The organism is Bacteroides sp. HMSC067B03 (assembly GCF_001811315.1).
GTDB lineage: Bacteria > Bacteroidota > Bacteroidia > Bacteroidales > Bacteroidaceae > Bacteroides > Bacteroides faecis.
Genome location: NZ_KV804336.1, coordinates 158,964 through 182,321, shown reverse-complemented (window position 1 = coordinate 182,321; position 23,358 = coordinate 158,964). Strand labels below are relative to the sequence as shown.

Here is a 23,358-nt window from a genome sequence, read left to right as displayed (position 1 = left end):
GACACGTTGCACACTTTTCGTAGCCAACAACGATGGTTACCTAAAAAGAGATTTCACCATAAAAACAAATAGCGTGAAAATGACAACCGATATTGTTGCTAAACCTCTCAATATTGACCTCCATCAAGTCTATTAACTTTATAGAGGTCAATATTGATATTAAAATTATTTAGCATATTCAGGTATCTTAGGTACAGAACGCTCCCAACGTTTCCAAGGAGCTTTATCCTCTGCCAATAACTTTTCAAGTATTGACTTTTCACGAACGTTATCCATACACTGCCAAAAACCTGTATGGATATAGGACATTAACTCACCTTTGTTAGCAAGCTCCACTAGTACATTTTTCTCAAATACACAAGAATCATCATCCAAAAGTTCGAATACCTCTGGCTGCAATACCATGTAACCAGCATTGATAGGAGAACCGTCAACAGAATTCTTTTCGCGGAACGCACGAACAGCCTGATCATGGGTAATATCAAGCACTCCTTTATCTTGTACCATCTTTACAGCAGTAAGAGTAGCTAATTTGCCATGGGACTTATGAAAATCTATCAACTTATCAATTTCCACATCACACACACCATCACCATAAGTCATCAAGAAAGGCTCATTACCCACATACTCTTGTATGCGCTTGATTCTACCTCCAGTCATAGTGTTGTAACCAGTATCTACAACTGTCACTTTCCATGGTTCCAAATTAGTGTGATGAATAGTTATATCATTCTTGCCTTCACGAAAGTCAAAACTTACATCTGAGTTATGGAGATAGTAGTTAGCAAACCACTCCTTAATATACTCCTGCTTGTAACCGGCACATATAATAAACTCAGTATGACCATAATATGCATACTCCTTCATGATATGCCACAAAATTGGCATACCACCAATTTCAATCATTGGTTTTGGTTTAAACTGAGATTCCTCAGATATGCGAGAGCCAAAGCCTCCGGCTAATAAAACTACTTTCATTCGTTATATAATCTTACTATATTCTTTGCATATGATTGTGCACTAAAACATTCTTCATACCTACGACGAGCATTTTCCCCTATCACTTTTCTTTCTTTATAGGCCTTTTTGATTGCATCTGCCAGTCGATAAGAAAAACCGTCTTCTTTTGGACTAACTAAAATGCCTGATACTCCATCGATAATCTCTTCAGGAATACCGCCTATATCAGTTGATACAATAGCTTTCGATAATGCCATAGAAGAAAGTATTATTAGAGGCATATCTTCATCCTTAATTGATGGCAAAGCTATGACATCTGCCTTATTTACATAATCAAGATAATCATCTCTATAACCAAGTAATTGTACACAAGCTTCAACACCCTGCAATTTAATATATTGTTTTATTTCATTATAACATTCACCATTGCCTATAAGTAACAAATGATATTTAACAGAAGAATTAGCATTTAGAATTTTCAATGCATCAATTAAATACTTCTGCCCTTTACGTTCTTGAAGCAATGCAACTTGAAGAATAGTGATTGTACCATCATTTAAATCTTCTTTGCATCCTTTGCCATATTGAATAGATACATCTTCAACGTAATTTGATAGTGTAGTAACCTTTGAAGGTTTTATTTTCCGTTTTAAAAGAAGTGCCTTACGTGCATTTTGGGAAGCTGTTATAAATTGATCAACAGAAGAACATACTCTACCATCAATTTTTTCATAACCTGATTGCGCCAAATTATTGACCTGCATAATAGTTCTAATTTTAGGATACTTTCTTAATCCTAGTGCAAACTGCAGACAAGAATATGCACCAGGATAACCACCATTATTTATATGCACTATCGCATAGTCATGGTGTTTTTTGATGAATATATCTATGATTATACGATTAATGAATTTATAAAAACCTACAATCTCTAAAATATAAAACGGCAAGAAAAGAATCCTTCTAATTATACGAATAGTGATTTTCGATTTTAAATATCTATATATTGTATAGTTTGTTAACAGATGTATTGAATACAAATTATCACAATATTGACTGTAGCTTAGTTCGATCACTTTATCTTGATATAGTTTGCTATATCTGTATAAGAAAGAAAAAGAGAATTTTTCCTTCAAATACGGATTACGAATGATGTTATATATCACATGTTCACTTCCACCAAATAAATTACAATCGCTATATATTAAAACCTTCTTTTTCATCGCTTTCATTTCTTCTTTAATAAATTGCGAATTCCCATTCTTCTATCTAGACCTACAAATGAATAAATACCTGAGCACAATATACAAACAGAACCGAGTATATATGACAACAATTTATTACTACACAACACAAAAAGAAAACACATTAGAACCATTAGATTTTGCACCGTGAATAATTTTCTAAAACTCACGCTAAAGCAATAACCATATCGGACCTTTGCAATACAAAAAACTTGGAAAAAGTATAATAAATTACTCAAAGAATATGCTGCTCCCAAACCTGCCAATCCAAAGTATTTATAACCTAATAGAGATAAAACAAGAGTATACGAATTTAAAAGTGTTTCATTAACTATATAAATTCTTGTTTCACTCTTTGCTATAAACTGAAATGCAATAAGCCAAGAAGCAAGTTTAAAAAGCATACCTACAACTGCCCAAATTACGAAATTATTAGCCTCTAAGAACTTATCTGAATACAAAATTTGTAATATGAGTGACATAAATACCAAACATATTAATAATAAGGGAGCCATAATAAGTGAAGCAATCTCCCCTTGTTCGTTAGATAAATTTCGGCATTTCACATTATCAGAATTAACGGCCGCAAGTCTTGGATAATAATCTGTAGCAAGGGCATTAAATATCATGGAAAAATAGGTAGTAACTATAGTAAAACCTGCTGTATAATAACCTACTATTTCTGTTCCTCCGTTATTACTGATAAAAGCTCTTAATACAAAAGCACAAACAGTTATCAGAATATTACTAACACTCATTGCTATACCCATAGTCAGCATTGAACAACCTTCAGTAACAGTTTGCTTTATTGTGACTTTAGGACAAGCTTTTATATAATGCCTTGCATAGAACCAAGAAAGCAAAAACGTAGTAACAGAACTTAATATTAACGTCGGTACAATACCTTTCACTCCAAATGAATAGTAAATTGGAATTGACACCAACAATCCTACTGTAGAACCCCATGCTGATGCTTTTGCAAGTTCTTTTATTTTTCTCAGCCCCTGAAGAATAACTTTTTGACCTGCTGAGAGTTGTTCTAACAACAGAGTAACAGACAGAAGTATAAAGGGAACGGTATAATCGTAATTCCCAAATAAAGATTGGCTTAAATATGGTGACAGTATACAAACCAAAATTGCGCCTAAGAGTCCAGTGATCCAAACCAGTTTATTGATGACTGAAGTAACTAGCTTTATGCGCACTTCATCTTTATTCCCATTAGCTTCAGAAACTTCTCTGACAGCACTTTGAGATAATCCAAAATTAGTTAAAGTACGAATGACCTCAGTACCCGACTGAAAAAGTCCCTGTATTCCAACACCTAAAGGACCAAGTAAAATAGCGATAAACTTGGATTTAATTATACTAATAAAAATCAGATATAATTGCAACCCGCCAAATAAAGATGTAGCTTTAAAAATACTTCTATATGTAGACTGTTTGCTATCGGACATGCTCCTTCCTTATTTACACAAATATTTAAATTCTTCAACTAGCTCTTCTTGCTTTTTTAAAAGATTGTACTCTTCTATACGAACACTAGCATTCTCCATACAAGCTACAAATCGCTGAATTGATTTGAAGAATGTATCGTCTGCAGAAAGCTGACGAATTTCAATATCTTGATTCTTCTTTATACTGTATGTAGGTACAAAGCCCGCTGGTGCAGTCAAAATACGACCACTGGTGATGGTTCCATTGCTCCCCCAAATCTCAATATCGCAACGATAGTCGTTATCCATACCGAAAGCAAGTTGTGCAATATGACCATCAGAATCAGCCATAATAGCAGAACCATACATGTCAACCTCAAAACCTTCTAAATAGTTAGCTTGAGCTGAAATCACATGGGCATCACCTCCAAGAAGCCAATTAGCATACTTCAAACAGTAACCACCTGCATCTAATAACGCTCCACCTCCCAATGTTTTATTGTAACGAAAATCATTAGCTGCGCGTTGGGGAAAGCCAAATGTAATGCGGTACAAACGCACTTCTCCTATCTCACCTTTCTTCACTACTGACTGGATTTCTTCTAACTGAGAGTGATAAATAAACATATAATTCTCATGCAAAACAAGTTCTTTTTTTGAAGCTATTGAAATCAAATCATTTGTATCTGCCAAAGTTGTAGTAGAAGGCTTCTCCACAAACACATGTTTACCATTCTGAAGAGCTAATTTAGCCCATTTATAGTGTAACGCTGGGGGGAGCGGAATATAAATCGCATCAATCTTATCAGATGATACCAACGTTTCATAACCCACAATAATCTCACCACCATATTGATCAACAAAAGCACCAGCTTTAGTAAACTCTCGAAATTGTTGTTCTTCAATTTGTTCAGCTGTGACATTCTCCAAATCCCCAAACCATTCTTTAGGAGAGGCAATGCCTATAGCGGAAAACAACACACCCTGCACTTTTTGGAGAGCTGGCATAAATCTACGTAAAGCTATTTCTGAGGGGCAAATAATGCCTATTTTAATCATATATTAATCTTTAATAGAAACTGACAGCAGACAAGAGACTGCGAGCTGCAATATTTAAGTAATTATTATATGTAACAAATGAAAGCATCTGGTTGAGCGTCATCCAACAGTAGTTTTCCTCTACTTCTATAGGGAATTCGTCACCAACCTCTACAATTATGTTGAAGTTCTGTTCTTGAAAGAAACGTCCACCTTCTTCACTCTGGTAACTGCTATACCAAATATTCTCATTGGGCGCATTTAGTACCTGTTCCAAATAAGGTATAGTATATTCGTTCTTACCTTTTCTGTAGTTTCCAGTCAAACACTGTACTGTTGGAGCCATTTCCACTATATCAAAATTACCCGCTTCTAATTTTGCCTGAACCAAAAAATGATAAATACCATTTATCTTCTTCACGATAAAGCCCATGAGTCCTTCCTGAGCAGATCGTACCATAGGCTGATCCCAAGATATGACCTCACGATTACCAATTTCAACTCGTACTCCAATCACATCAAAATACTTATTATCTTCATGACGCAAAACATTTCCGTCATAAACCCAATACTTCATTTTCGAAATACCGATAGAATTCACACCAAGTTCGTATTTAAATTTAAGTGATGTCATCCATTGGATAATATCTTGCAATTCGTGAAGATGGTTATCACTACTCAAAACTGAATACAGAAATGAATCAGGTTTATCGTTCTCAATTCCATACATGTTCTTCACAGAAGAAAGTAATTTAAGCGATTGTTCTGAATAGTTACCAAACTTAATGCAAGAGATAACAGTACGGCTATCCATATTTACAACATTAGGATAACGTAGTAACTCTTTTATCTGACCAAGAGATACCCATATGAAACCATCCTTTACAGATATTTCTTCATCCTCATTAATCTCTACAATAATATTTCTATTACGCTTATGAAGGAAGCGAGCGCCTTGCTCTGACTGCAATTGGTCAACCAATACATATACTTCTTTCTCACCGTTAAAATACTCCAAATAATTAGGAGATTTACCTCCATGGACACGTGTATAATTACTTCTTGTAGCCTGAAGAGTTGGGGAAAGTTGAACAATATTCAAGTTTCCAGGTTCAATTTTAGCCTGCATCAAAAAATGCATTACCCCATTGAACTTCTTTACTATAAAGCCAAGAAACCCAATTTCAGGTTGATTGATAATAGGTTGATCCCATTCTGGTACATTACGATAATTAGTCATGATGTGAATACCATCAATACTAAAGAATTTACCGCTATCATGGCAAATACGATCATCACGATAGTTCCACCCTTTAAGTTGTTCGATTGGAATCTGCTTGATATTACTAACAACATCTTCATTCTGTTGCTTCATCCACATAAGAATATCAGTAGTACTGATGAAATTACCATGGCTAAGCGCTGAAATAAGGAAATCTAATTGCACGTCCTCTATATTTCTTGTTTTCATAGAGTTTATAAGTCTTTTGAAAATTCTTGTAATTGTTTGTACTCACCAATGCATAACAATGAGCGGATTTTTGTATCATCAAAGTATGTATGATTGCTCTCTATACGAAAATCTTTTTCCGGCCATTCCACTGCAACTACATTGGTCTTAAACTTCTTGGCAACAAATTCGGCAGCTTCTCTCAAAGAAAGAGTCTGACCACCAATATTATAAATTTCGCCATTACTATCTTTATTCATTGATCCCTGTACTATTTGGTAGCAAAGATCTTCCATATGAGTAAAAGTACGTTTAGTATCTCCACCTCCATAAAGAGTTATATCTTTACCAGCTTTAGCCTGTTTGATAAAGAAACCAATTGTCCCAAAACTATAGTCTGTTGAAAGCATATTGCCATATGGAATACAGATACGAAATATTGTGTATGGAATATCAAAACTCTTGTTGTAAGCATAGAGAATACTCTCGCAAGCTAGCTTATTGATAGCATATAGAGTCTTTGTCTCTTTCTCATCCTCTTCTTTAAGCGGTTTATCAACTCCTTTATATATTAATCGAGTTGAAGGAAACACGATCTTAGGTTTTTTCTCAGAAGTTCGTATAGCATCAAGAAGATTAAGCAATCCAATCTCATTAATGCTAACGTAAGTTTCATACTTATCAAATCCAGCATAAGTACCGGTAAGACCTGCAAACATATAAATATAATCTACATTGATATCAATATTTTTAACAGACTCTTTGTCTGTTATATCAACCTGCTTATAATTTTCACGACTATCATCTTGTATATCGTAACACGTAGGATCTAATCCCATCCTTTTTAAATAGAACTCAAGATGTTTACCAATGTAACCATTGGCTCCGATTATTGCTGTTTTCGTATTCTTCATGCGCATTTAACATATTATCATATAGACAAAAACTCTTTAAATAAATTATATAAAACACAAGCATATCCAACCTTAAAAGAGCTGCACAATATTTAAAAACACGTATAATGCTTATTGATTTACATACTGTCTACTATGTTTTTTATCCTATTATATACCACATCCTTATAGCCCCAATGATAAGCCAATATTCTTTTAGATGAATAGCACCCAACTGTTCTTGCAACGAAAGTCGTGGAAGTTCCTCTGGTAATAGAAGCGGTAAATGTCTGAAATGCTCAGCATAGCCCCTCCAGTTTCTCCACCAAACTTCTATTTGTAAAAGAGATTGTAAGGTCCTTATCTTAAAACAGAAATCCTGAATGGATTTTCCCTGCGAAACTATCTCTGCCTTATAGCGGATGAACAGATGCTCATAATACTGCTGCTATACATACTTTATAAGTTGATTACAGTAGTAAAGAGCTAGCTATTTATGCTTTGAAGCAATACGTCATTTTTGGACGTTTACGTAACGTTACCATGGACAAACCTAAATTACGGATTCCTGCTACTGTTATTTTCATGTTTCTTTGTTTTTAATCCTCTTTTTTGTCCAACACCTCAAACCGGGAGTTCTTGGAGATGAACTCTGGGACCATCTTTTTCATCAGAGCGACAGTATCCATGATCCTGACATTTCGGGCCAAGACTTCAAAATCAGAGTAAGAATCCAGCACATCATCATACTCATAACGACGGACCTTAGCAATCTTGATCTTCTTATTAGAAGTAGGAAGAGTATTCTCTTCAGTACTCAAAAGCTCCTCATAAAGTTTCTCTCCCGGACGAAGACCAGTAAACTCCACCTTGATATCCTCATCCGGACGGTAACCGGCCAACTCAATCATACGGGTAGCCAAATCCACGATCTTTACAGGCTCACCCATCTCGAAAACAAAGATCTCGTTCCCCTCTCCCATCATGCCAGCCTCCATCACCAAACGACAAGCCTCAGGAATAGTCATAAAGTAGCGGATAATATCGGGATGGGTGACAGTAACAGGACCACCGTTCTCAATCTGCTCTTTAAAGCGGGGAATAACAGAGCCGTTACTGCCTAAAACGTTACCAAAACGGGTAGTAATAAATTTCGTATTACCTTTTACTTTTCTTTCTTTTATAGCCGTACCTAGACTCTGAACATAGATTTCAGCCAGACGTTTAGAAGCTCCCATCACATTCGTGGGATTGACCGCTTTATCCGTAGAAATCATAATCATCTTCTCAGTGCCATACTCTACTGCCATATCAGCCACCTGACGGGAACCTATCACATTCACGTAAACGGCCTCACAAGGATTTTCCTCCATCAAAGGGACATGCTTATAAGCGGCTGCATGGAATACGATCTGGGGGTGATACAGTTCAAAGACCATACGGAGACGTTGAATCACACGAACGTCACCGATCACAGGAACGAAGTCTATCCTTGGATATTTCTTCTCGAACTCCAAACGGACGTTATGAAGTGGGCTCTCTGCAGAATCAAACAATATCAGTTTACGGACACCGATTTGGGCCAGTTGTCGGCAAAGTTCACTCCCGATACTGCCGGCAGCTCCGGTGACAAGAACAGTCTTATTGCAATATTCCGCTGCGATTTCCCCCATGTTGATTTTGATTTCCTCGCGCCCCAAAAGATCTTCAATACGGATGGGACGGACGAACTGATGAAAAGGACCATCGACATCCGCCTCACTGATGGAGGGAGCGATCAGAGTCTTCACGCCAATGCTCTTACTATATTCAAGAAGACGGTTCTCTTCCTCCTTAATGGAATCATAGCGGGAAAAAAGAACAGCCTGTATACGGTGCTTCTGAATCAACGTCCTAAAATCGGACTTGTCCGAGAATGAATAAACACGAGAATCGGCAAGAATGCGGCGACTATGATCAGGACTGTAAATACAAAAACCGACTATCTTGTAATGCGAACTGTTGCGCAGACGCGTCTTCAAGGCAACGCTCTTGTCATCGGTACCATAGATCAACACACGAGTGTCCGTCTTACGGACCATACCGATCAGAGAATCATAAGTAACGATGACTATGACTCTAAAACCGATCAAAGCGATCAGAGTGAACATACCGTCGGAGATGACAAATACCAGATTCTGGCTGCCGAATAAGCGGTCTCCGTTTAATATAAAAAACACATAGACGGCAAGACAGCATGTTTTGAACAGAACACTACAGGTGATCCGCCAAAGATCCTTGATCTCGGAATAACGGATGGTGTTGCGATAGGTGTTGAAAAGCAAATCACCAATTATGCTTGACAGCAAAGATACAGCGGTGACCTGTAACAACTGAAAAATATTCCAGCCGATGCCCACAATGTAATAAATGCCGATAAAGGCAGACAGAGTACACAAACCGGAGATCAGTGTATCCACCCCGAGAATAAGCCAACAATTAAAAAAATTACGGCTGGTGTATTGCAAAAATCTTTCCAATGATTTCTTCATGATCGTATTCTATATTCTCCCTTTTTTAAAACTTCTATACGACGTATTACACAAATTCACGCCTCAGCTTGTCCCAAAACTCTTCCCCAAAGAGTTTCCAACCGATGACTGTCGCCACAGACAGAAAGACAAAGACGATCACATACATCTTTCTGCTCGTACCGGAAGATTGTTGAGGTACAACCGCAGGTTCTACTACCGCAAATACGGGTTTCTCTTCCTGAACTTTTGCTTGGGCTACTTGAAACTGGTTGGCAACCTGACTGTAAACCTGATAAGCCAAACTCATGTCGTTCTGCAAACGCTCCTGCTCGGCACGAACACTCAGAAGAATCAGGTTGTCATGGGTATCCACATACTCAGCATACTTCTTCTGAGCCGCGTAATACTCCTCCCGGCGTTCCTTGAACAGCTTCTCCAAATAAGCGCAATCCTCCTTTGCTTTAAAAGTACGATAACCTGTGATGTATTCCTGTAACTTATGGACAACGGAATCGGCTACGACAGCGGCAACTTTGGGATCTTGTAAAGTGACGGAAACATTGGTTATGGCAGTCTTCTTATCCATCACAGCTGTTATGTTCTTCTTTAAAGAAGTGATTTTTTCATCCTCTTCTTTAGTAAGTTCAATAGTACCGAACTTATTGTTTCTCAAACCGTCGGACTCATCTTCATCTGCGAACAACGCCCTTACCCCGCTTATTGCCATACCTGGAAGTCCCATAACGTAACTCCACCAAGGAGAAGACTGGCTATCCAAATAAGATCCTAAATCAATCTTTTCACTTTCTTCACCACCGCTAGGTACGCTCATAGACAAAAGCTCCAGCAGAAAAGGAGTGGAAGAGACAATCTCAGGTGAAAGGGAAGCATTTAGAGCATCCACCCCATCACCACTCATACCTGTCCCAGCTCCTAAGAAGGAGGCAGCCATTGATGCAAGACCGCTATTGCCTTTGGAATTGCCCATTTCAGGAGACAAAGTTACCTCAACCGTATATTTCTTTGGAATACTCAAAGCCACAATGATACCAATGACCAAACCTATGCCGACAGCCTTATATAAGGTCTTACGAATAGCGATGATTTTTCTTAGAATATCCATCAGGTCAATTTCCATCTCATCAGCCTTCGGTTCGTTGGATACGGATGAGAGGTCTTTTGCTAGTTTCTGTTCTGTCATGATAGATATCTGTTATTTTTTTATCAAATTGGCAATAGAAGCAATCATCATCCCCAAAGAACTGAAGGAAGTAGCATAACCCAGTATGTTCCCAATATTCGCCTTCTTCTTAGCCTTACTAGGCACAATAATCTCACAACCCGGTTCAATCTGTTTCTTACCACTACCCTTCACCTTCGTCACCTGACCATTCATGTAAACGATGAACTTCTTACTCTTCTTCGCATTATCTGAATAACCACCGGCCTGATTCAAATAGTAGTCCACATCTTTTCCCTGTATATAAGAAACCGTATTCGGAACCATGACAGCACCATTGATAGTTACGGTATTATTATTCTTAGGAACAGAGATCACATCACCTTCACGCAAAACAAGATCGGCATTACCTTTAGGGTTACTCAAGGCCTTCTCCAAATCAATCCCAACCGTAAAGGTATCTTCAACGCGGATACCCAAAGAATCAATCATGGCCTCACCCAACTGTCTCTGCATTAAGCGGACGACATCGCTCATACGTTTCTTCTCACTGGCATTAGCCACACGAGTCAGCTTTGCACCACGCAGGTAAGCGTAACTGGTCGGACCACCGGCTTTATTCACCAGATCAGAAAGACGTTCCTCACGGCTGGTCATGGCGTAATTTCCTCCGAAAAGGATTTCACCCTCAATGGCGACGTTCTGCTGTGCCTGATAGCCCGGACTGCGACGGACATATACCTGATCATAAGGCTGAAGGATAAAACCGGGCTGGCCGTCTATTACGAAGCCATCCTTCAAAGAGAAGCTGTACATCTGGCCGATCGTATCATTATCCGCAGTACTGCGGGGATTCTTGATTCGTCTCGAGACATCAATCCGGACAGTAGAGGCAGCTTCGCGCAGACCACCGGCCTGAATGATCAGATCCTCAAGAGTCATGTTATCCGCATAGGGATATGAATCGGGATGCGCGACCTCACCATGAACTGTGACATTGCCACGGTCCTCCAGATCATGGATACTTGGAATGTAGAGGATGTCATTCTTCATCAAGGCAAGATTCGGGGAAGTACCGTCCATGATAGACCTGATATCTACGGGAACAACTTCACTCGTCAAATCTTCACGCTGCCGATAGAGGACGGCACGATTCAGGAAAGCGTCACCGGTCAGACCCTGAGCCTCATTGACTAATTCGCGGATGGTATTCAGTTTGCCGCTGAGCTGGTAGATGCCGGGACGGTACACCGCACCACGGATTTCCAGTTTATTTGTGAAGCGGTTAAGGATGGCTTCGGCGGTTACGACATCACCGTTACGCATTTTGTAGATACTGTAATCCATGTCCTTGACCGTGTTGACTTCGTATTCCTCACCATTCTGACGGACAACACGCAATGAACGCGTGTAGGCATCGGCATCGAAGCCACCGGCATAGGTGATAAGGGTAGACAGCGACTCCCCCTTTTTCATTTCGAAACGCATAGGACGTTTTACCTTGCCGCTGATCTTTACCAATACATCATAAGCGGGAACAATCACGACATCACCTTCCTGCAGGCGGATGTCGTCCTGCGTATTGCCTTTCATGATGAATTCGTAGACGTCAATGGTGGCGATGTTCTTTCCGTTTCGTACCAGCTGCACATTCCGGAGGCTACCGATATCACTCACGCCGCCTGCGCGATAAAGCGCATGGAAGACCGTAGAGAAGGAAGACAAGGCGTAGGTACCCGGCTGCACTACTTCTCCCATCACATTGATCTGGATGGTACGGATATTACCAAGTGTCAGACGGATGTCCGAAGTGGGGTCGGTAGTATTGTTTAAACCGTTATATATCTTATTCAATGCCGCTTTCAGATAGTCATTGGCGGCAGAGACCGTCATACCGCTGAGGTTGACAGGACCGATCTTCGAAATATTGATGGTACCTTCCGGAGAGATCTGCTGGCGGATGGTGTTCTGACTGGCACCCCAGATATCAATGATTACTTCATCACCGGGACCTAGACGGTAATTGGAGGGAGTAGCCAGATTGACACTGGGTTCAAATGTCAGGTTGCGGGTATTGAAGATGTTGCGTCCGAAGACCTGATCACCACGGGCAAGGTCCTGAGTGGTGGGATGGTCCTCCAGCATGTCGGAAGTATTTTCCTTTGTTTCTTCACGCAGGCGGGATTCATTGATGTCCGTACCCGTTGATTTCGAGGTATTTACATTGTTCTGCTGCTCGTACAGCTGCTTCACACGCATTGCCTGTTCCTTGGTTACACCCTTACGGGCCAGTTCGGAAGCGAGCTGCTTCTGTTCCTTACCTTGCCGGATACCGTCCTTTACATATTCCAGTACTTGTGAGTCACTCATGGACTGAGCCATAAGCGAGCCACTTCCCAGCATCAAACAAAAGAGTAGAATGCCAAAAAGTTTTTGCATTTTCATTGACAAATAAAAAAGTTTCAGTTGATTTCGCACAGCTCCTGCATCTCGTGACAAACGGCAGATAACTGTTGCTTAAGAAGAGAAGGGGGAAGAACATCGAGAAGAGACAGAGAACGGATCAAAACAGCCTGTTTTCTTTCTTCGTCTTCCGGATTGGCGTACATCGACACATTATATCCCATTAGGATTGCCAAACACAGGGTAGCATCCTGCTCCGGTGTCTTCCCCCGTTGGGAATATAGATCTATGATTTTTTCGTGAATTGCTTGATGTAATTCTGAAAGGTCATCAGCGTATATATACCCATTTTCATCGCTGATATGAAGTAGACGATCCGACAGCTTTTGCAGATCATCTATGTTTTCTTGCAGTAAAAAATTCACCATACCCCTTTTGTTCACTTAATGCTTGTTTCACTTATTTAAACCCTTATTTTTCCAGCGGTTCCACACACCCTACTGGTATATCTACAAAAGCACATCCCAGCATAGTAAGCCGGACTGCGACTTTCGATTTCCCATTTACAGTAACCAATTCTCCTTGAAGTCCGGATAGTGGTCCTTTGATAACCTTAATTTTTTCTCCTGGTGACAAGGGAGACGTACTCATATTAATCGTCTCGTCAGAATAGTCTAGCATGAACTTAAAGCGGTGCATCTGTTCATCGGGAATGACAGCAGGAGTACTCTCTCCACGCAACACCATATATCGGCTGATAGAACCCAATGTTAAAACTTCTTTCTGCTCATAAAGATCGACATGCACAAATATCATCATCGGAAGAAGAACACGCTCGACTACCTTTCGACGATCACTCCATTGATGCACTTCTTGCTGAACAGGAAGGAAATTTTCAATCCCCATTTTAGATAGCCGCTCACTCGTTTTCTTCTCATGAGAAACACGTACTAAAGCCACTAACCAACGTTTAGGGTGCGCTACGCTCCTGCCAGTCACATCTGCCGGCAGAACTTCTTGTATGCTTTTTTTGCTATAAATCATCTATTTACCCCACACTTATCCGTTACCTATTACGCAACGAATCAAATAACGGCACAAAGATGGGCATATTTATGAAAACAAACAAATAAATTTAATATAAGTTTCGATTTGCGCCTAAAATATAGATAACTCTAGTTTAATTTTGCAATTCCCAAACTTGCTACTTCTAATTTTCGCCTTTCAAAAAACTCTTTCTGCAACTCTACTATTTTCCACTTATAAACAAGAAAAACGAAGACAGGATTACTAAAAACATGAAAATACAACAAGAGTATGCACGACATAGATACTATATTTTAAATTTACTCACTGAACAAAGTCGATTTCAGGCTTTTTATAGGTCAAAAAGTAAAAAAGTAACCATTTGGAGAAAAAAAATGAAGAGCGGATGCAGTATTTCACAAATTACTGCATTTAACTTATAAACAAGACAAAAAAGAATCAAACCTATATATCATATTAAGACCTGAAACCTGAACTTGACAAGTGGGGAGAAATTAGAGAGAGAGAGTATTTTACAACGTCCCCAAAAACGAAGAACCCCTGCCGACTTCTGTAGTCGGCAGGGGTTTACTTTTTCAACATTAAGTATATATCTCCGGTCGGCAGATATACGCTTATTTACAATATTTCTTTATAAGCCCCTCCACATTCGGATCGCCCAGTTCTTTCGCTTTATTGAAGTTTCCACAAGCCTCATCTGTCTTCTTCAGCTGTATCTGACAAAGTCCCAACAAGCGGTATGCTTCTGCATACTTCGGCTCATCCTTCAATATATCGTTCAATATCTGCATAGATTCTTCATAACGCCCTACCCGCAGATTAATAACCGCATGCTCTGCCCGATAAGTCAGATCCTTAGGACTCAGTTCTATCGCTTTCACGATATCATCCAATGCACGCTGGTATTGGCGGGCTTTCAATGCAGCCTGCTCACGATAGTAATAGAAAAGGTCATTGACCTGACCATTCACAGCCTTATAATAAGCATCATAATCGAGCATTGCATTTCTTGCCTGATCGTTATTCATATACAGTTGTGCACGTTCCAACAGATAAGGAGCAAAGTCTGCTGTGACAGGCTGCGGACAATGAGCTACGCAACTGTCCATCAATGCGATTACTTCTTTTGCATCTGCCTTCAGCAACTCTTTTGTCTTGGCAGCACTAAAGAACGAAGCAGCCGAAGCCAGATTGCTGGCATTCACCTTCTCATAAGCAGCCAACGCACCGGCATAATCCTGCTGAGCAAAAAGTATATCACCTTCCAACTGCGTATAAACGGGCAGAGGATCGATAGCCGCCGCCTGACGGACATTCTTCAAAGCCGTATCGTACGTCCAGTCTTTATAAGTTTGCTCCGGTTTCGAGAGCTGGTAACCGTATATCAGTTTGGCGATATTATAATACACATCATCCTTCTTGGTTGAAATCTTCAGGGCCTGATTAAAATCAGCTACCGCCTTATCGAAATAAGACTGATCTTCCTTCCCTTTTGCCACATAATAGCCGGCACGGCGAATATATCCATCCGTACTGCCAGGGAACTGGCGGATGAAATCGTCCATCAATTTCTCATAGTCATCAGCCGACATCTGCGTGGAAGCCATAAACAGATACACCAATGCCTGATCTTCAGCTTCGGGCAATCCTTTACGGATACCAATGTTTTTCAAGGCTACATCTCCCAAAGACAAAGCATTAATCTTCTGCGACATCGCAAAAGCCGCTCCTGCCGCATAACAAGTCGTTATTGTATCGGCACCGGAAGACTTCTGGGAAATACCGAACACCTGTCCTTCCACATTCATCACCGGGCAACTCACCATCTTGTCCTTCATCTGCATACTCAAGGTGTAATAATGATATTCGCCGGCAATCTTCGATACTTCTTTCACTTTACCCGAAACGCAGGCGATACTCTTCTGCGTAGAATAAGGAAGCATCCACGCATCAGCCCCTACAGCCGGAGCCGTATTTGCTACGGTCAACGCCGGCACTTTCTTCTCAGTGATGGCCACACGGAACTTAATCACATCGTACATATCATCTGCTCCCAAAATCAGGCTGACCGGCATCTGCTTGCCTTCAGCCGTGATAATCACCGCACGTTCGGCCCCTTTGAAAAGACTGTAATCGGACAGAGCCAACCCGTCTTCGGATACGAAAAATCCGTTCCCGGTATTCAGTATCTTGTCATTCTTGTCATAAGTCACTACTGAGAATACAGCACGTTTCGCCTTCTCCACCCATTTCGGGGTTTGCGCCCAACCGCTCTGTACCAAAAGGAAAAGCGCCAGAGGTAAGATTAAAAGTTTCTTCATATCAGTCGTTGTTTCTTTGTTTCACAGCTTCATAAATCAAAATACCGGCAGCCACGGAAACATTCAGAGATTCGATGGTTCCCAGCATCGGTATTTTCACCCATTCGTCACAGAGAGCCAGATTTTCATAGGATACACCCGTATCTTCCGCCCCCATAATAATACACATCGGACCTGTATAATCGGCTTTCGTATAGTCATAATCTCCTTTCTCGGTAGCGGCAACGATACGAAAACCGCTATCCTTGAGATACTGCAAAGTAGCACGCAAATTTTGTTCGCGGCAAACAGGGAGTGTATGCAATGCACCTGCGGAAGTCTTCATGGCATCGGCATTCACCGACACGCTGCCACGTGCAGGAATAATCACCGCGTCTACCGCTGCACACTCGCAGGTACGGGCAATCGCGCCAAAGTTACGCACATCCGTTATGCCATCCAGCATCACAAAGAACGGATTCTTGCCTTGCTCGAAAAGGAAAGGAACAAGATCTTCCGTCTTCTGATAAGTCACAGAGGAAATGAAGGCAACCACACCCTGATGATTCTTCCGTGTGATGCGGTTGATACGCTCCACCGGCACACGCTGAACAGGAATCAGCAAGCCTTTCAATGCTGCGAAAAGTTCCTTTGAAAGATCACTTTGAATATCTTTCTTGACGAGGATCTTATCAATCTCTTTTCCTGCCTGAATGGCTTCTATGACGGCACGGACGCCGAAAATCATTTCACTTTTATCGGTCATTGTAATTTTGAATTATAAATTTTGAATTATGGATTATGAAATACGGGTCAACAAGGCTTTCGCATTGCTAAGAGCAGCCTCTGTCAGTGTGGCTCCACTCAGCATATGAGCTATTTCCTCTACCCGTTCTTCATCGGTGAGACGGCGGATATGGCTGTTCGTTTCCGTATCGCTGTCTTCCTTATATACTTTATAATGAGCGCGCCCGCGAGCTGCAATTTGCGGCAGGTGCGTGATACTGATCACCTGGCGGTTGCGGTCACCCATTTCCTGCATCATATCTGCCATGCGGTCGGCTATCTCACCGGAAACTCCGGTGTCAATCTCATCAAATACAATCGTCGGCAATTTCACCGCACCGGCAATCATCGCTTTGATAGAAAGCATCACACGTGCAATCTCTCCTCCGGAAGCGACAGAAGATATGCTTTGCAAGGTTCCGTTCTTGTTAGCGGAGAACAGGAAGTTGACAGTATCCTCACCCTGTACGCCCGGTTCTTTCTTCAAGCCCATTTCCACCTGAAAGCGGACGTTGGGCATCCCCAGCGGGACAAGCCGGCCAGCCAGCTGTTTCTCTACTTCGCGGGCGGCTGCCGCACGGGCTTTTGTCAGTACGGCTGCCTGTTTCTTCACCCGGTCATACTGGGCGTCTTTGCGGGCAGTCAGTTCGGCTATCCGGTCATCATAAGAGGTAATCTCGGACAGTTTATTCCGGTATTGATCCGCCAAGGCAATCAATTCTTCGAGTGTCTGCACCCGGTGCTTCTGCTGCAAAGAATAAATCAGGTTCAGACGGTCGTTCACTTCGTCCAGCCGGGCAGGATTAAACTCTATCGATTCTCCCTGCGATGATACTTCCTGCGAAATATCCTTCAGTTCGATATAAGCGCTTTCCATGCGGTCGCTTAGTTCGCCGGCAGGCTGATATACTTTTTTCAGGCCATTCAGCGTATTCAGATTATCTTTCAAGAACGAAAGCAGTCCGCCTTCATCCGAGAAAAAGGACTGCTCGATGCGGTAAAGTCCCGCTTTGATTTCTTCGGCATGACTCAATGTTTCCGCTTCCTGTTCCAGCAGGCTCTGCTCTCCTTCGGCAAGATGAGCCTCTTCAATCTGTTCCAGCTGGAAACGGAGATAGTCTTCATCTGTCCGGCTTTGCTCGGCAAGTGCCGTCAACTCGGAGAGTTCACGGTCGAGCTGTTTCCATTCGTTATACAATGAATGGTATTTCTCCAGTGCGTCGTCATTATGAGCCAGAATGTCGAGCACATTCAACTGAAAACCTTCCTTATTAAGCAAAAGATTCTGATGTTGCGAATGCACATCGATCAGCTGTTCGCCCAGTTCCTTCACCTGTGCCAGCGAAGCGGGCGTGTCATTAATGAATGCACGGCTTTTGCCGGATGCCTGCACTTCGCGTCGCAGGATACATTCTTCGTCGTCGTATTCCAGTTCGTTCTCTTCAAAAAACGGACGCATGCCGTATGCCGAGATATCAAAACGTGCTTCGATAATACATTTAGAAGCTCCACGACGAATCGCTTTCACGTCGGCACGCTGCCCCAGCAGCAGACCGATTGCTCCCAGAATAATCGATTTTCCGGCTCCTGTCTCACCTGTGATGACAGAGAACCCGGTTTCAAAACCGATATCCAGTTTTTCTATCAATGCGTAATTCTGAATATAGAGTGAACGTAACACTTTCTGTAATTTAAAAATTAAAAAATGAGAATTAAAGATCAGAGAGTTAAGACAGCGGCCAGATGGTCGATAATGTCCTGTGCTACTTCCTGTTTAGGCTTCAAAGAATAATCCTTGCGACCTTTGCGATCAATAATGCTAATCTTGTTTGTATCATGACGGAAGCCGGCTCCTGCATCATTCAGGGAGTTAAGGACGATAAAGTCGAAGTTTTTGCGTTCGAGCTTTCCTTCGGCATTCTGCTGTTCGTTGTTCGTTTCGAGGGCAAAGCCCACTAACAGTTGATTTTCTTCTTTGATCTTTCCCAAGCTTGCAGCAATGTCCTGCGTAGCCTGAAGGTGCAAGGTCAGTTCTTCTTCTTTCTCCCGCTTGATCTTTTGGCCGGCCACCGTTTCGGGACGGAAATCAGCAACCGCCGCACAAAGAATCCCTACATCAGCAGTCGGGAAACAGGCTTGCGCTGCTTCATACATTTCCCGGGCAGACTCCACATCAATCCGGTGAATACGCGAATGTTGCGTTTTCAGTTGTACCGGTCCGGCAATCAGCGTCACCTCTGCCCCACGGCGTGCACACTCTTCCGCCAGTGCAAATCCCATCTTACCGGAAGAATAGTTGCCGATAAAACGGACAGGATCAATTTTTTCGTAAGTCGGTCCGGCGGTTATCATGATTTTCCTTCCCTGAAGTTCGGCACTTGCAGAGAAAAATTCATCCAGCACACGAATAATGTTTTCCGGTTCTTCCATACGCCCTTTGCCTACCAGATGGCTGGCAAGTTCGCCCGTTCCGGGTTCGATGATATGGTTGCCGTAGGAACGCAGTATATCCAGATTCTTCTGTGTAGAAGGATGGGCATACATATCGAGGTCCATAGCCGGTGCCACGAATACCGGAGCTTTTGCCGAAAGATAAGTGGTTATCAGCATATTGTCGGCTATCCCATTCGCCATCTTTCCGATGGTAGAGGCGGTGGCGGGTGCGATCAGCATGGCATCTGCCCACAATCCCAGGTCTACGTGGCTGTTCCACGTGCCGTCCCGCTGGGCAAAAAACTCGCTGATGACCGGTTTGCTGGTCAGAGCCGAAAGAGTGATGGGAGTAATAAATTCTTTTCCCGCCGGAGTAATGACAACCTGCACTTCCGCTCCTTGCTTTATCAGCCCACGGATAATGTAACAAGCCTTATAAGCAGCGATGCTACCGGTTATTCCAAGAATTATCTTTTTTCCTTTTAGCATTATTTTGTAATCAAATTACTCATTTCACGCAAACGGATTTTGGTCAGCACCGCTTTGGTATTCAACGTGAAATCACTGTTTAAAATCCAGCTGTAGTATCCGGGATCTTTCTTCAGCACCTCGGCTACAGACATTCCTTTATATTTTCCGAAGTTAAATACTTCCACACCGTTGTCGTCATACACCATTCGTCCGGCAAAATCTACATTTTTACTGAAACTAGAATATTCTGCCAGGAAAGCGATATCGTTCTGAAGATCCGGATAACGGTCGAGCTGTGCTTTCAGCACCTCGTAAGTGGCACGTGTATCAGCCTCAGCCGTATGGGCATCTTCCAGACTCTTTTCGCAATAGAACTTATAGGCAGCCGAAAGGGTGCGTTGCTCCATCTTATGAAAGATCACCTGTACATCCACAAACTTGCGTTTTGTCATATCAATATCTACGCCGGCACGAAGAAACTCTTCTGCCAGTACCGGAATATCAAAACGGTTGGAATTGAATCCGGCCAAATCGCAGCCTTCAATGTCACGGGCAACATTCTTCGCCACTTCCTTGAAAGTCGGACAATCCGCCACGTCGGCATCATAAATGCCATGTACGGCAGAAGAGGCTTCAGGAATATGCATTTCGGGATTGATACGCATTGTTTTCGTTTCCTCATTCCCGTTAGGATATACTTTCAGATAGCAAATTTCAACGATCCGGTCTGTGTTGATATTGGTTCCCGTCGTCTCCAAATCGAAGAAAACAATCGGGTTTTTCAAATTTAATCTCATATCTTTCTTTAATGGATAATTATTCAATGGATAATGGACAATTGATAATGGATAATGAAGAATGGACAGGAAACATAAAAAATGGATAACTCCTGACTACTGACAGCGCAGCTCATTATCCATTATCCATTCTCAATTATCCATTAAATAACTAATCGTTCAACATCATCGGCATCAGCAGCATCAGCAAGTCTTCATTTTCTTCCTGCTCTACCGGTACAATGACTCCGGCACGGGATGGATCGGCAAGTTCGATTACCACTTCATCGGCTGAAATATTGTTCAGGATATCGATGAGGAAAGTAGACTTGAATCCGATGCTCATGGCAGCGCCTGCATATTGGCAAACTTGCGTTTCTTCGGCAGAAGTGGAGAAATCGATGTCCTGTGCGGAAATCACAATCTGATTTTCCTGCATGCGCAGTTTGATCAAGCTGCTTGCCTGGGAAGAGAAGATAGACACACGGCGCAAAGCTCCGATCAGCTGCTGGCGGTCTACGGTCACTTTATGAGGGTTGTTCTGCGGAATCACCGAGTTGTAGTTCGGATAACGTCCTTCGATCAGACGGCAGACCATGCGGTAGCTTTCCAGCATAAACACGGCGTTGCGTTCGTCAAATTCGATGGTCACGGTTCCCTGTTCTTTCGGAAGCAGGTTTTTCAGCAATGTAGCGGGTTTCTTCGGAAGGATGAACGCAGCACGCTCGTTTCCTTTGGCAGCCAGCGTTTTGCAACGCACCAGCTTATGACCATCCGATGCCACCATTGTGATGTCTTCTGTTGTAATATCGAAATATATACCATTCATTACCGGACGGAGCTCATCGTCGGCAGTCGCAAATACCGAGCGGTTGATACCGCCGAGCAGTACGTTCGCTTCCATTTCCACACGGACTGCATTGTCGCCCAATACAGCCGACTGAGGAAATTCGTCAGCATTCTGTCCCATCAGACTATACTTTCCGTTCTGATACTGCACTGTGATTTCGTAATTGTCCGTATTGACGTAGAATGTCAACGGTTGTTCCGGAATTTCTTTCAGTGCATCAAGCAATGTTTTTGCTACTACGGCAAAACGCCCGTTTGTATCGCTTTCATTTACCTCTACGGTAGTCACCATAGTCGTTTCACTGTCAGAAACAGTCACAGACAATGTTCCGTCTTCCAATTCGAAGAGAAAACAATCGAGAATAGGCAGCGCATTCTTTGAGTTAATTACACGACTGATAGCCTGTAAATGGCTGGAAAGAGCAGTACTTGAAACGATAAATTTCATATATTTTCGAGTATTTAAGTTTTGAATTATATATCGCACAAAGTTACGAAAAAAGATTCGTGCTGCCCAAGAAAACGAAAGAAAAAACAAGCATTGTGTGAGGGATATTCCTAAAAAATTGTAACTTCGCCGCAGAATTTAAAATTATCGCAATGGAATTTACAGGAAAAATCATCGCTATCCTCCCTCCGAGAGGTGGAGTTTCAAAGACTAGCGGCAACGAGTGGAAATCACAAGAGTTCGTAATTGAAAACCATGACCAATATCCGCGCAAAATGTGTTTCGACGTATTTGGTGCCGACAAAATCGAACAGTTCAACATTCAGATGGGCGAAGAACTGACCGTATCATTCGACGTTGACGCCCGTCAATGGAACGACCGTTGGTTCAACAGTATCCGTGCATGGAAAGTTGAGCGTGTAAGCGCAGGTGCCCCTATGGCTCCGGGTGCTCCCGTTCCTCCTCCGGCTCCGTCTGCTACTCCGGATTTCACTCCGGGCGATGCAAAAGACGACCTGCCGTTCTAAGAATTAAAATGATCCGCATAAAAAGACTTCCGATGAAACCATTTCTATCGGGAGTTTTTTTTATGACTGTCCTCTGCAGTAACCGTACACCGAACTGAAGTGAATTCACCTCGGAGCCAACGCAGATTCAGCAGCGAGCTGAAAAGGACTGAGCAGCGAGGCGAAAGAAATCGAGCAGCGAGCTGAAGGAGATTGGGCAGCGAGACAAAAAAAGCCCCATGAAGGTGCGCCAAAAGTCGGATCAGTTCGAAAACCCGGTTGTTTTCAGATTATTTTTTGTACGGAAATGAACAAAATTATAAATTGAGGATTAGGCACGGATTACACGGATTAACACGGTTGTTTTACGTAATCATAGCACTAAAACCGTGAAATCCGTGTAATCCGTGCCTAAATATATTCTTTTCGGTATAGCATGGAGCTCAAACAGGGTTTTCGGACTGACCCCAAAAGTCAATAGTAACTAAACAGTCCCCATTGATACCTCTTCATGAATTCCCTCAAAGACATCTTACGGAATGGAATAAAAAGTGAGTCGGCGGCGGCAAAATCCTCTATCTTTTTTCTTATTAATTCTATTTCTTTAGAATAGAATTATATACTC

The 23,358-nt window shown here is 42.0% G+C and carries 18 protein-coding genes; 1 reads left to right on the top strand and 17 read right to left on the bottom strand.

Going from position 1 to position 23,358, the window contains the following annotated elements; genetic code table 11:
- Positions 1 to 165: 165 nt before the first annotated feature.
- The 17 genes from rfbF to dnaN form a co-directional block, all read right to left on the bottom strand.
- Complete coding sequence (gene rfbF, locus HMPREF2794_RS09940) at positions 166 to 978, bottom strand: glucose-1-phosphate cytidylyltransferase (RefSeq protein WP_070751429.1); 813 nt, start codon at positions 976 to 978, stop codon at positions 166 to 168.
- Positions 975 to 2,192, bottom strand: a complete 1,218-nt coding sequence (locus tag HMPREF2794_RS09935; RefSeq protein ID WP_070751428.1) for a glycosyltransferase — start codon at positions 2,190 to 2,192, stop codon at positions 975 to 977. The genes rfbF and HMPREF2794_RS09935 overlap by 4 nt, the downstream gene beginning before the upstream one ends.
- Positions 2,189 to 3,661, bottom strand: a complete 1,473-nt coding sequence (locus HMPREF2794_RS09930) for an O-antigen translocase (RefSeq protein ID WP_070750312.1) — start codon at positions 3,659 to 3,661, stop codon at positions 2,189 to 2,191. Before HMPREF2794_RS09930 ends, HMPREF2794_RS09935 begins: the two co-directional genes overlap by 4 nt.
- A 9-nt stretch (positions 3,662 to 3,670) precedes the next feature.
- The gene (locus HMPREF2794_RS09925; RefSeq protein ID WP_070750311.1) at positions 3,671 to 4,699 is read right to left on the bottom strand and encodes a Gfo/Idh/MocA family protein; all 1,029 of its coding nucleotides are present in this window, start codon (positions 4,697 to 4,699) and stop codon (positions 3,671 to 3,673) included.
- Between the two features lie 10 nt (positions 4,700 to 4,709).
- The gene (locus HMPREF2794_RS09920) at positions 4,710 to 6,149 is read right to left on the bottom strand and encodes an NDP-hexose 2,3-dehydratase family protein (RefSeq protein ID WP_070750310.1); all 1,440 of its coding nucleotides are present in this window, start codon (positions 6,147 to 6,149) and stop codon (positions 4,710 to 4,712) included.
- 5 nt (positions 6,150 to 6,154) lie between these two features.
- Entirely contained in the window at positions 6,155 to 7,042 is an 888-nt protein-coding gene (locus HMPREF2794_RS09915) for an NAD-dependent epimerase/dehydratase family protein (protein ID WP_070751427.1), read from the bottom strand.
- Between the two features lie 578 nt (positions 7,043 to 7,620).
- Positions 7,621 to 9,552 (bottom strand): polysaccharide biosynthesis protein, encoded by a 1,932-nt coding sequence (locus HMPREF2794_RS09910; RefSeq protein ID WP_070751426.1) that lies wholly within the window; start codon positions 9,550 to 9,552, stop codon positions 7,621 to 7,623.
- Positions 9,553 to 9,598: 46 nt separating this feature from the next.
- The gene (locus HMPREF2794_RS09905; RefSeq protein ID WP_070751425.1) at positions 9,599 to 10,735 is read right to left on the bottom strand and encodes a chain-length determining protein; all 1,137 of its coding nucleotides are present in this window, start codon (positions 10,733 to 10,735) and stop codon (positions 9,599 to 9,601) included.
- A gap of 12 nt (positions 10,736 to 10,747) precedes the next feature.
- Positions 10,748 to 13,159 carry an SLBB domain-containing protein gene (locus HMPREF2794_RS09900; protein ID WP_010538593.1) on the bottom strand — a complete coding sequence of 804 codons (2,412 nt, stop codon included), beginning with the start codon at positions 13,157 to 13,159 and terminating at the stop codon, positions 10,748 to 10,750.
- 17 nt (positions 13,160 to 13,176) lie between these two features.
- A complete protein-coding gene (locus HMPREF2794_RS09895) occupies positions 13,177 to 13,545 on the bottom strand; it encodes a UpxZ family transcription anti-terminator antagonist (RefSeq protein ID WP_010538594.1) in 369 nt (122 codons plus the stop codon).
- Positions 13,546 to 13,588: 43 nt separating this feature from the next.
- The gene (locus tag HMPREF2794_RS09890) at positions 13,589 to 14,161 is read right to left on the bottom strand and encodes a UpxY family transcription antiterminator (RefSeq protein WP_010538595.1); all 573 of its coding nucleotides are present in this window, start codon (positions 14,159 to 14,161) and stop codon (positions 13,589 to 13,591) included.
- A 617-nt stretch (positions 14,162 to 14,778) separates the two neighbouring features.
- On the bottom strand, positions 14,779 to 16,485 hold the full coding sequence (locus HMPREF2794_RS09885) for a serine protease (protein ID WP_010538596.1): 1,707 nt from the start codon (positions 16,483 to 16,485) through the stop codon (positions 14,779 to 14,781).
- A 1-nt stretch (position 16,486) separates the two neighbouring features.
- A complete protein-coding gene (rlmB, locus tag HMPREF2794_RS09880; protein ID WP_010538597.1) occupies positions 16,487 to 17,230 on the bottom strand; it encodes a 23S rRNA (guanosine(2251)-2'-O)-methyltransferase RlmB in 744 nt (247 codons plus the stop codon).
- A gap of 33 nt (positions 17,231 to 17,263) precedes the next feature.
- Positions 17,264 to 18,931 carry a DNA repair protein RecN gene (recN, locus tag HMPREF2794_RS09875; protein WP_010538598.1) on the bottom strand — a complete coding sequence of 556 codons (1,668 nt, stop codon included), beginning with the start codon at positions 18,929 to 18,931 and terminating at the stop codon, positions 17,264 to 17,266.
- A gap of 38 nt (positions 18,932 to 18,969) precedes the next feature.
- Complete coding sequence (gene coaBC, locus HMPREF2794_RS09870) at positions 18,970 to 20,172, bottom strand: bifunctional phosphopantothenoylcysteine decarboxylase/phosphopantothenate--cysteine ligase CoaBC (RefSeq protein WP_055268958.1); 1,203 nt, start codon at positions 20,170 to 20,172, stop codon at positions 18,970 to 18,972.
- On the bottom strand, positions 20,172 to 20,951 hold the full coding sequence (locus HMPREF2794_RS09865) for a 3'-5' exonuclease (protein ID WP_022302366.1): 780 nt from the start codon (positions 20,949 to 20,951) through the stop codon (positions 20,172 to 20,174). Before HMPREF2794_RS09865 ends, coaBC begins: the two co-directional genes overlap by 1 nt.
- Before the next feature lie 151 nt (positions 20,952 to 21,102).
- Positions 21,103 to 22,227 carry a DNA polymerase III subunit beta gene (gene dnaN, locus HMPREF2794_RS09860; RefSeq protein WP_010538602.1) on the bottom strand — a complete coding sequence of 375 codons (1,125 nt, stop codon included), beginning with the start codon at positions 22,225 to 22,227 and terminating at the stop codon, positions 21,103 to 21,105.
- Positions 22,228 to 22,379: 152 nt separating this feature from the next.
- Here dnaN and HMPREF2794_RS09855 point away from each other — a divergent pair, with 152 nt between their 5' ends.
- Positions 22,380 to 22,754 carry a DUF3127 domain-containing protein gene (locus tag HMPREF2794_RS09855; RefSeq protein WP_010538603.1) on the top strand — a complete coding sequence of 125 codons (375 nt, stop codon included), beginning with the start codon at positions 22,380 to 22,382 and terminating at the stop codon, positions 22,752 to 22,754.
- Positions 22,755 to 23,358: the final 604 nt, after the last annotated feature.

Coding starts and splice junctions, on each gene's coding strand:
- HMPREF2794_RS09935 (WP_070751428.1), bottom strand. CDS start 2,192: ATGAAAGCGATGAAAAAGAAGGTTTTAATATATAGCGATTGTAATTTA.
- dnaN (WP_010538602.1), bottom strand. CDS start 22,227: ATGAAATTTATCGTTTCAAGTACTGCTCTTTCCAGCCATTTACAGGCT.
- HMPREF2794_RS09920 (WP_070750310.1), bottom strand. CDS start 6,149: ATGAAAACAAGAAATATAGAGGACGTGCAATTAGATTTCCTTATTTCA.
- HMPREF2794_RS09905 (WP_070751425.1), bottom strand. CDS start 10,735: ATGACAGAACAGAAACTAGCAAAAGACCTCTCATCCGTATCCAACGAA.
- HMPREF2794_RS09855 (WP_010538603.1), top strand. CDS start 22,380: ATGGAATTTACAGGAAAAATCATCGCTATCCTCCCTCCGAGAGGTGGA.
- HMPREF2794_RS09890 (WP_010538595.1), bottom strand. CDS start 14,161: ATGATTTATAGCAAAAAAAGCATACAAGAAGTTCTGCCGGCAGATGTG.
- rfbF (WP_070751429.1), bottom strand. CDS start 978: ATGAAAGTAGTTTTATTAGCCGGAGGCTTTGGCTCTCGCATATCTGAG.
- HMPREF2794_RS09930 (WP_070750312.1), bottom strand. CDS start 3,661: ATGTCCGATAGCAAACAGTCTACATATAGAAGTATTTTTAAAGCTACA.
- HMPREF2794_RS09885 (WP_010538596.1), bottom strand. CDS start 16,485: ATGAAGAAACTTTTAATCTTACCTCTGGCGCTTTTCCTTTTGGTACAG.
- HMPREF2794_RS09910 (WP_070751426.1), bottom strand. CDS start 9,552: ATGAAGAAATCATTGGAAAGATTTTTGCAATACACCAGCCGTAATTTT.
- HMPREF2794_RS09925 (WP_070750311.1), bottom strand. CDS start 4,699: ATGATTAAAATAGGCATTATTTGCCCCTCAGAAATAGCTTTACGTAGA.
- HMPREF2794_RS09900 (WP_010538593.1), bottom strand. CDS start 13,159: ATGAAAATGCAAAAACTTTTTGGCATTCTACTCTTTTGTTTGATGCTG.
- HMPREF2794_RS09865 (WP_022302366.1), bottom strand. CDS start 20,951: ATGAGATTAAATTTGAAAAACCCGATTGTTTTCTTCGATTTGGAGACG.
- HMPREF2794_RS09915 (WP_070751427.1), bottom strand. CDS start 7,042: ATGAAGAATACGAAAACAGCAATAATCGGAGCCAATGGTTACATTGGT.
- coaBC (WP_055268958.1), bottom strand. CDS start 20,172: ATGCTAAAAGGAAAAAAGATAATTCTTGGAATAACCGGTAGCATCGCT.
- HMPREF2794_RS09895 (WP_010538594.1), bottom strand. CDS start 13,545: ATGGTGAATTTTTTACTGCAAGAAAACATAGATGATCTGCAAAAGCTG.
- rlmB (WP_010538597.1), bottom strand. CDS start 17,230: ATGACCGATAAAAGTGAAATGATTTTCGGCGTCCGTGCCGTCATAGAA.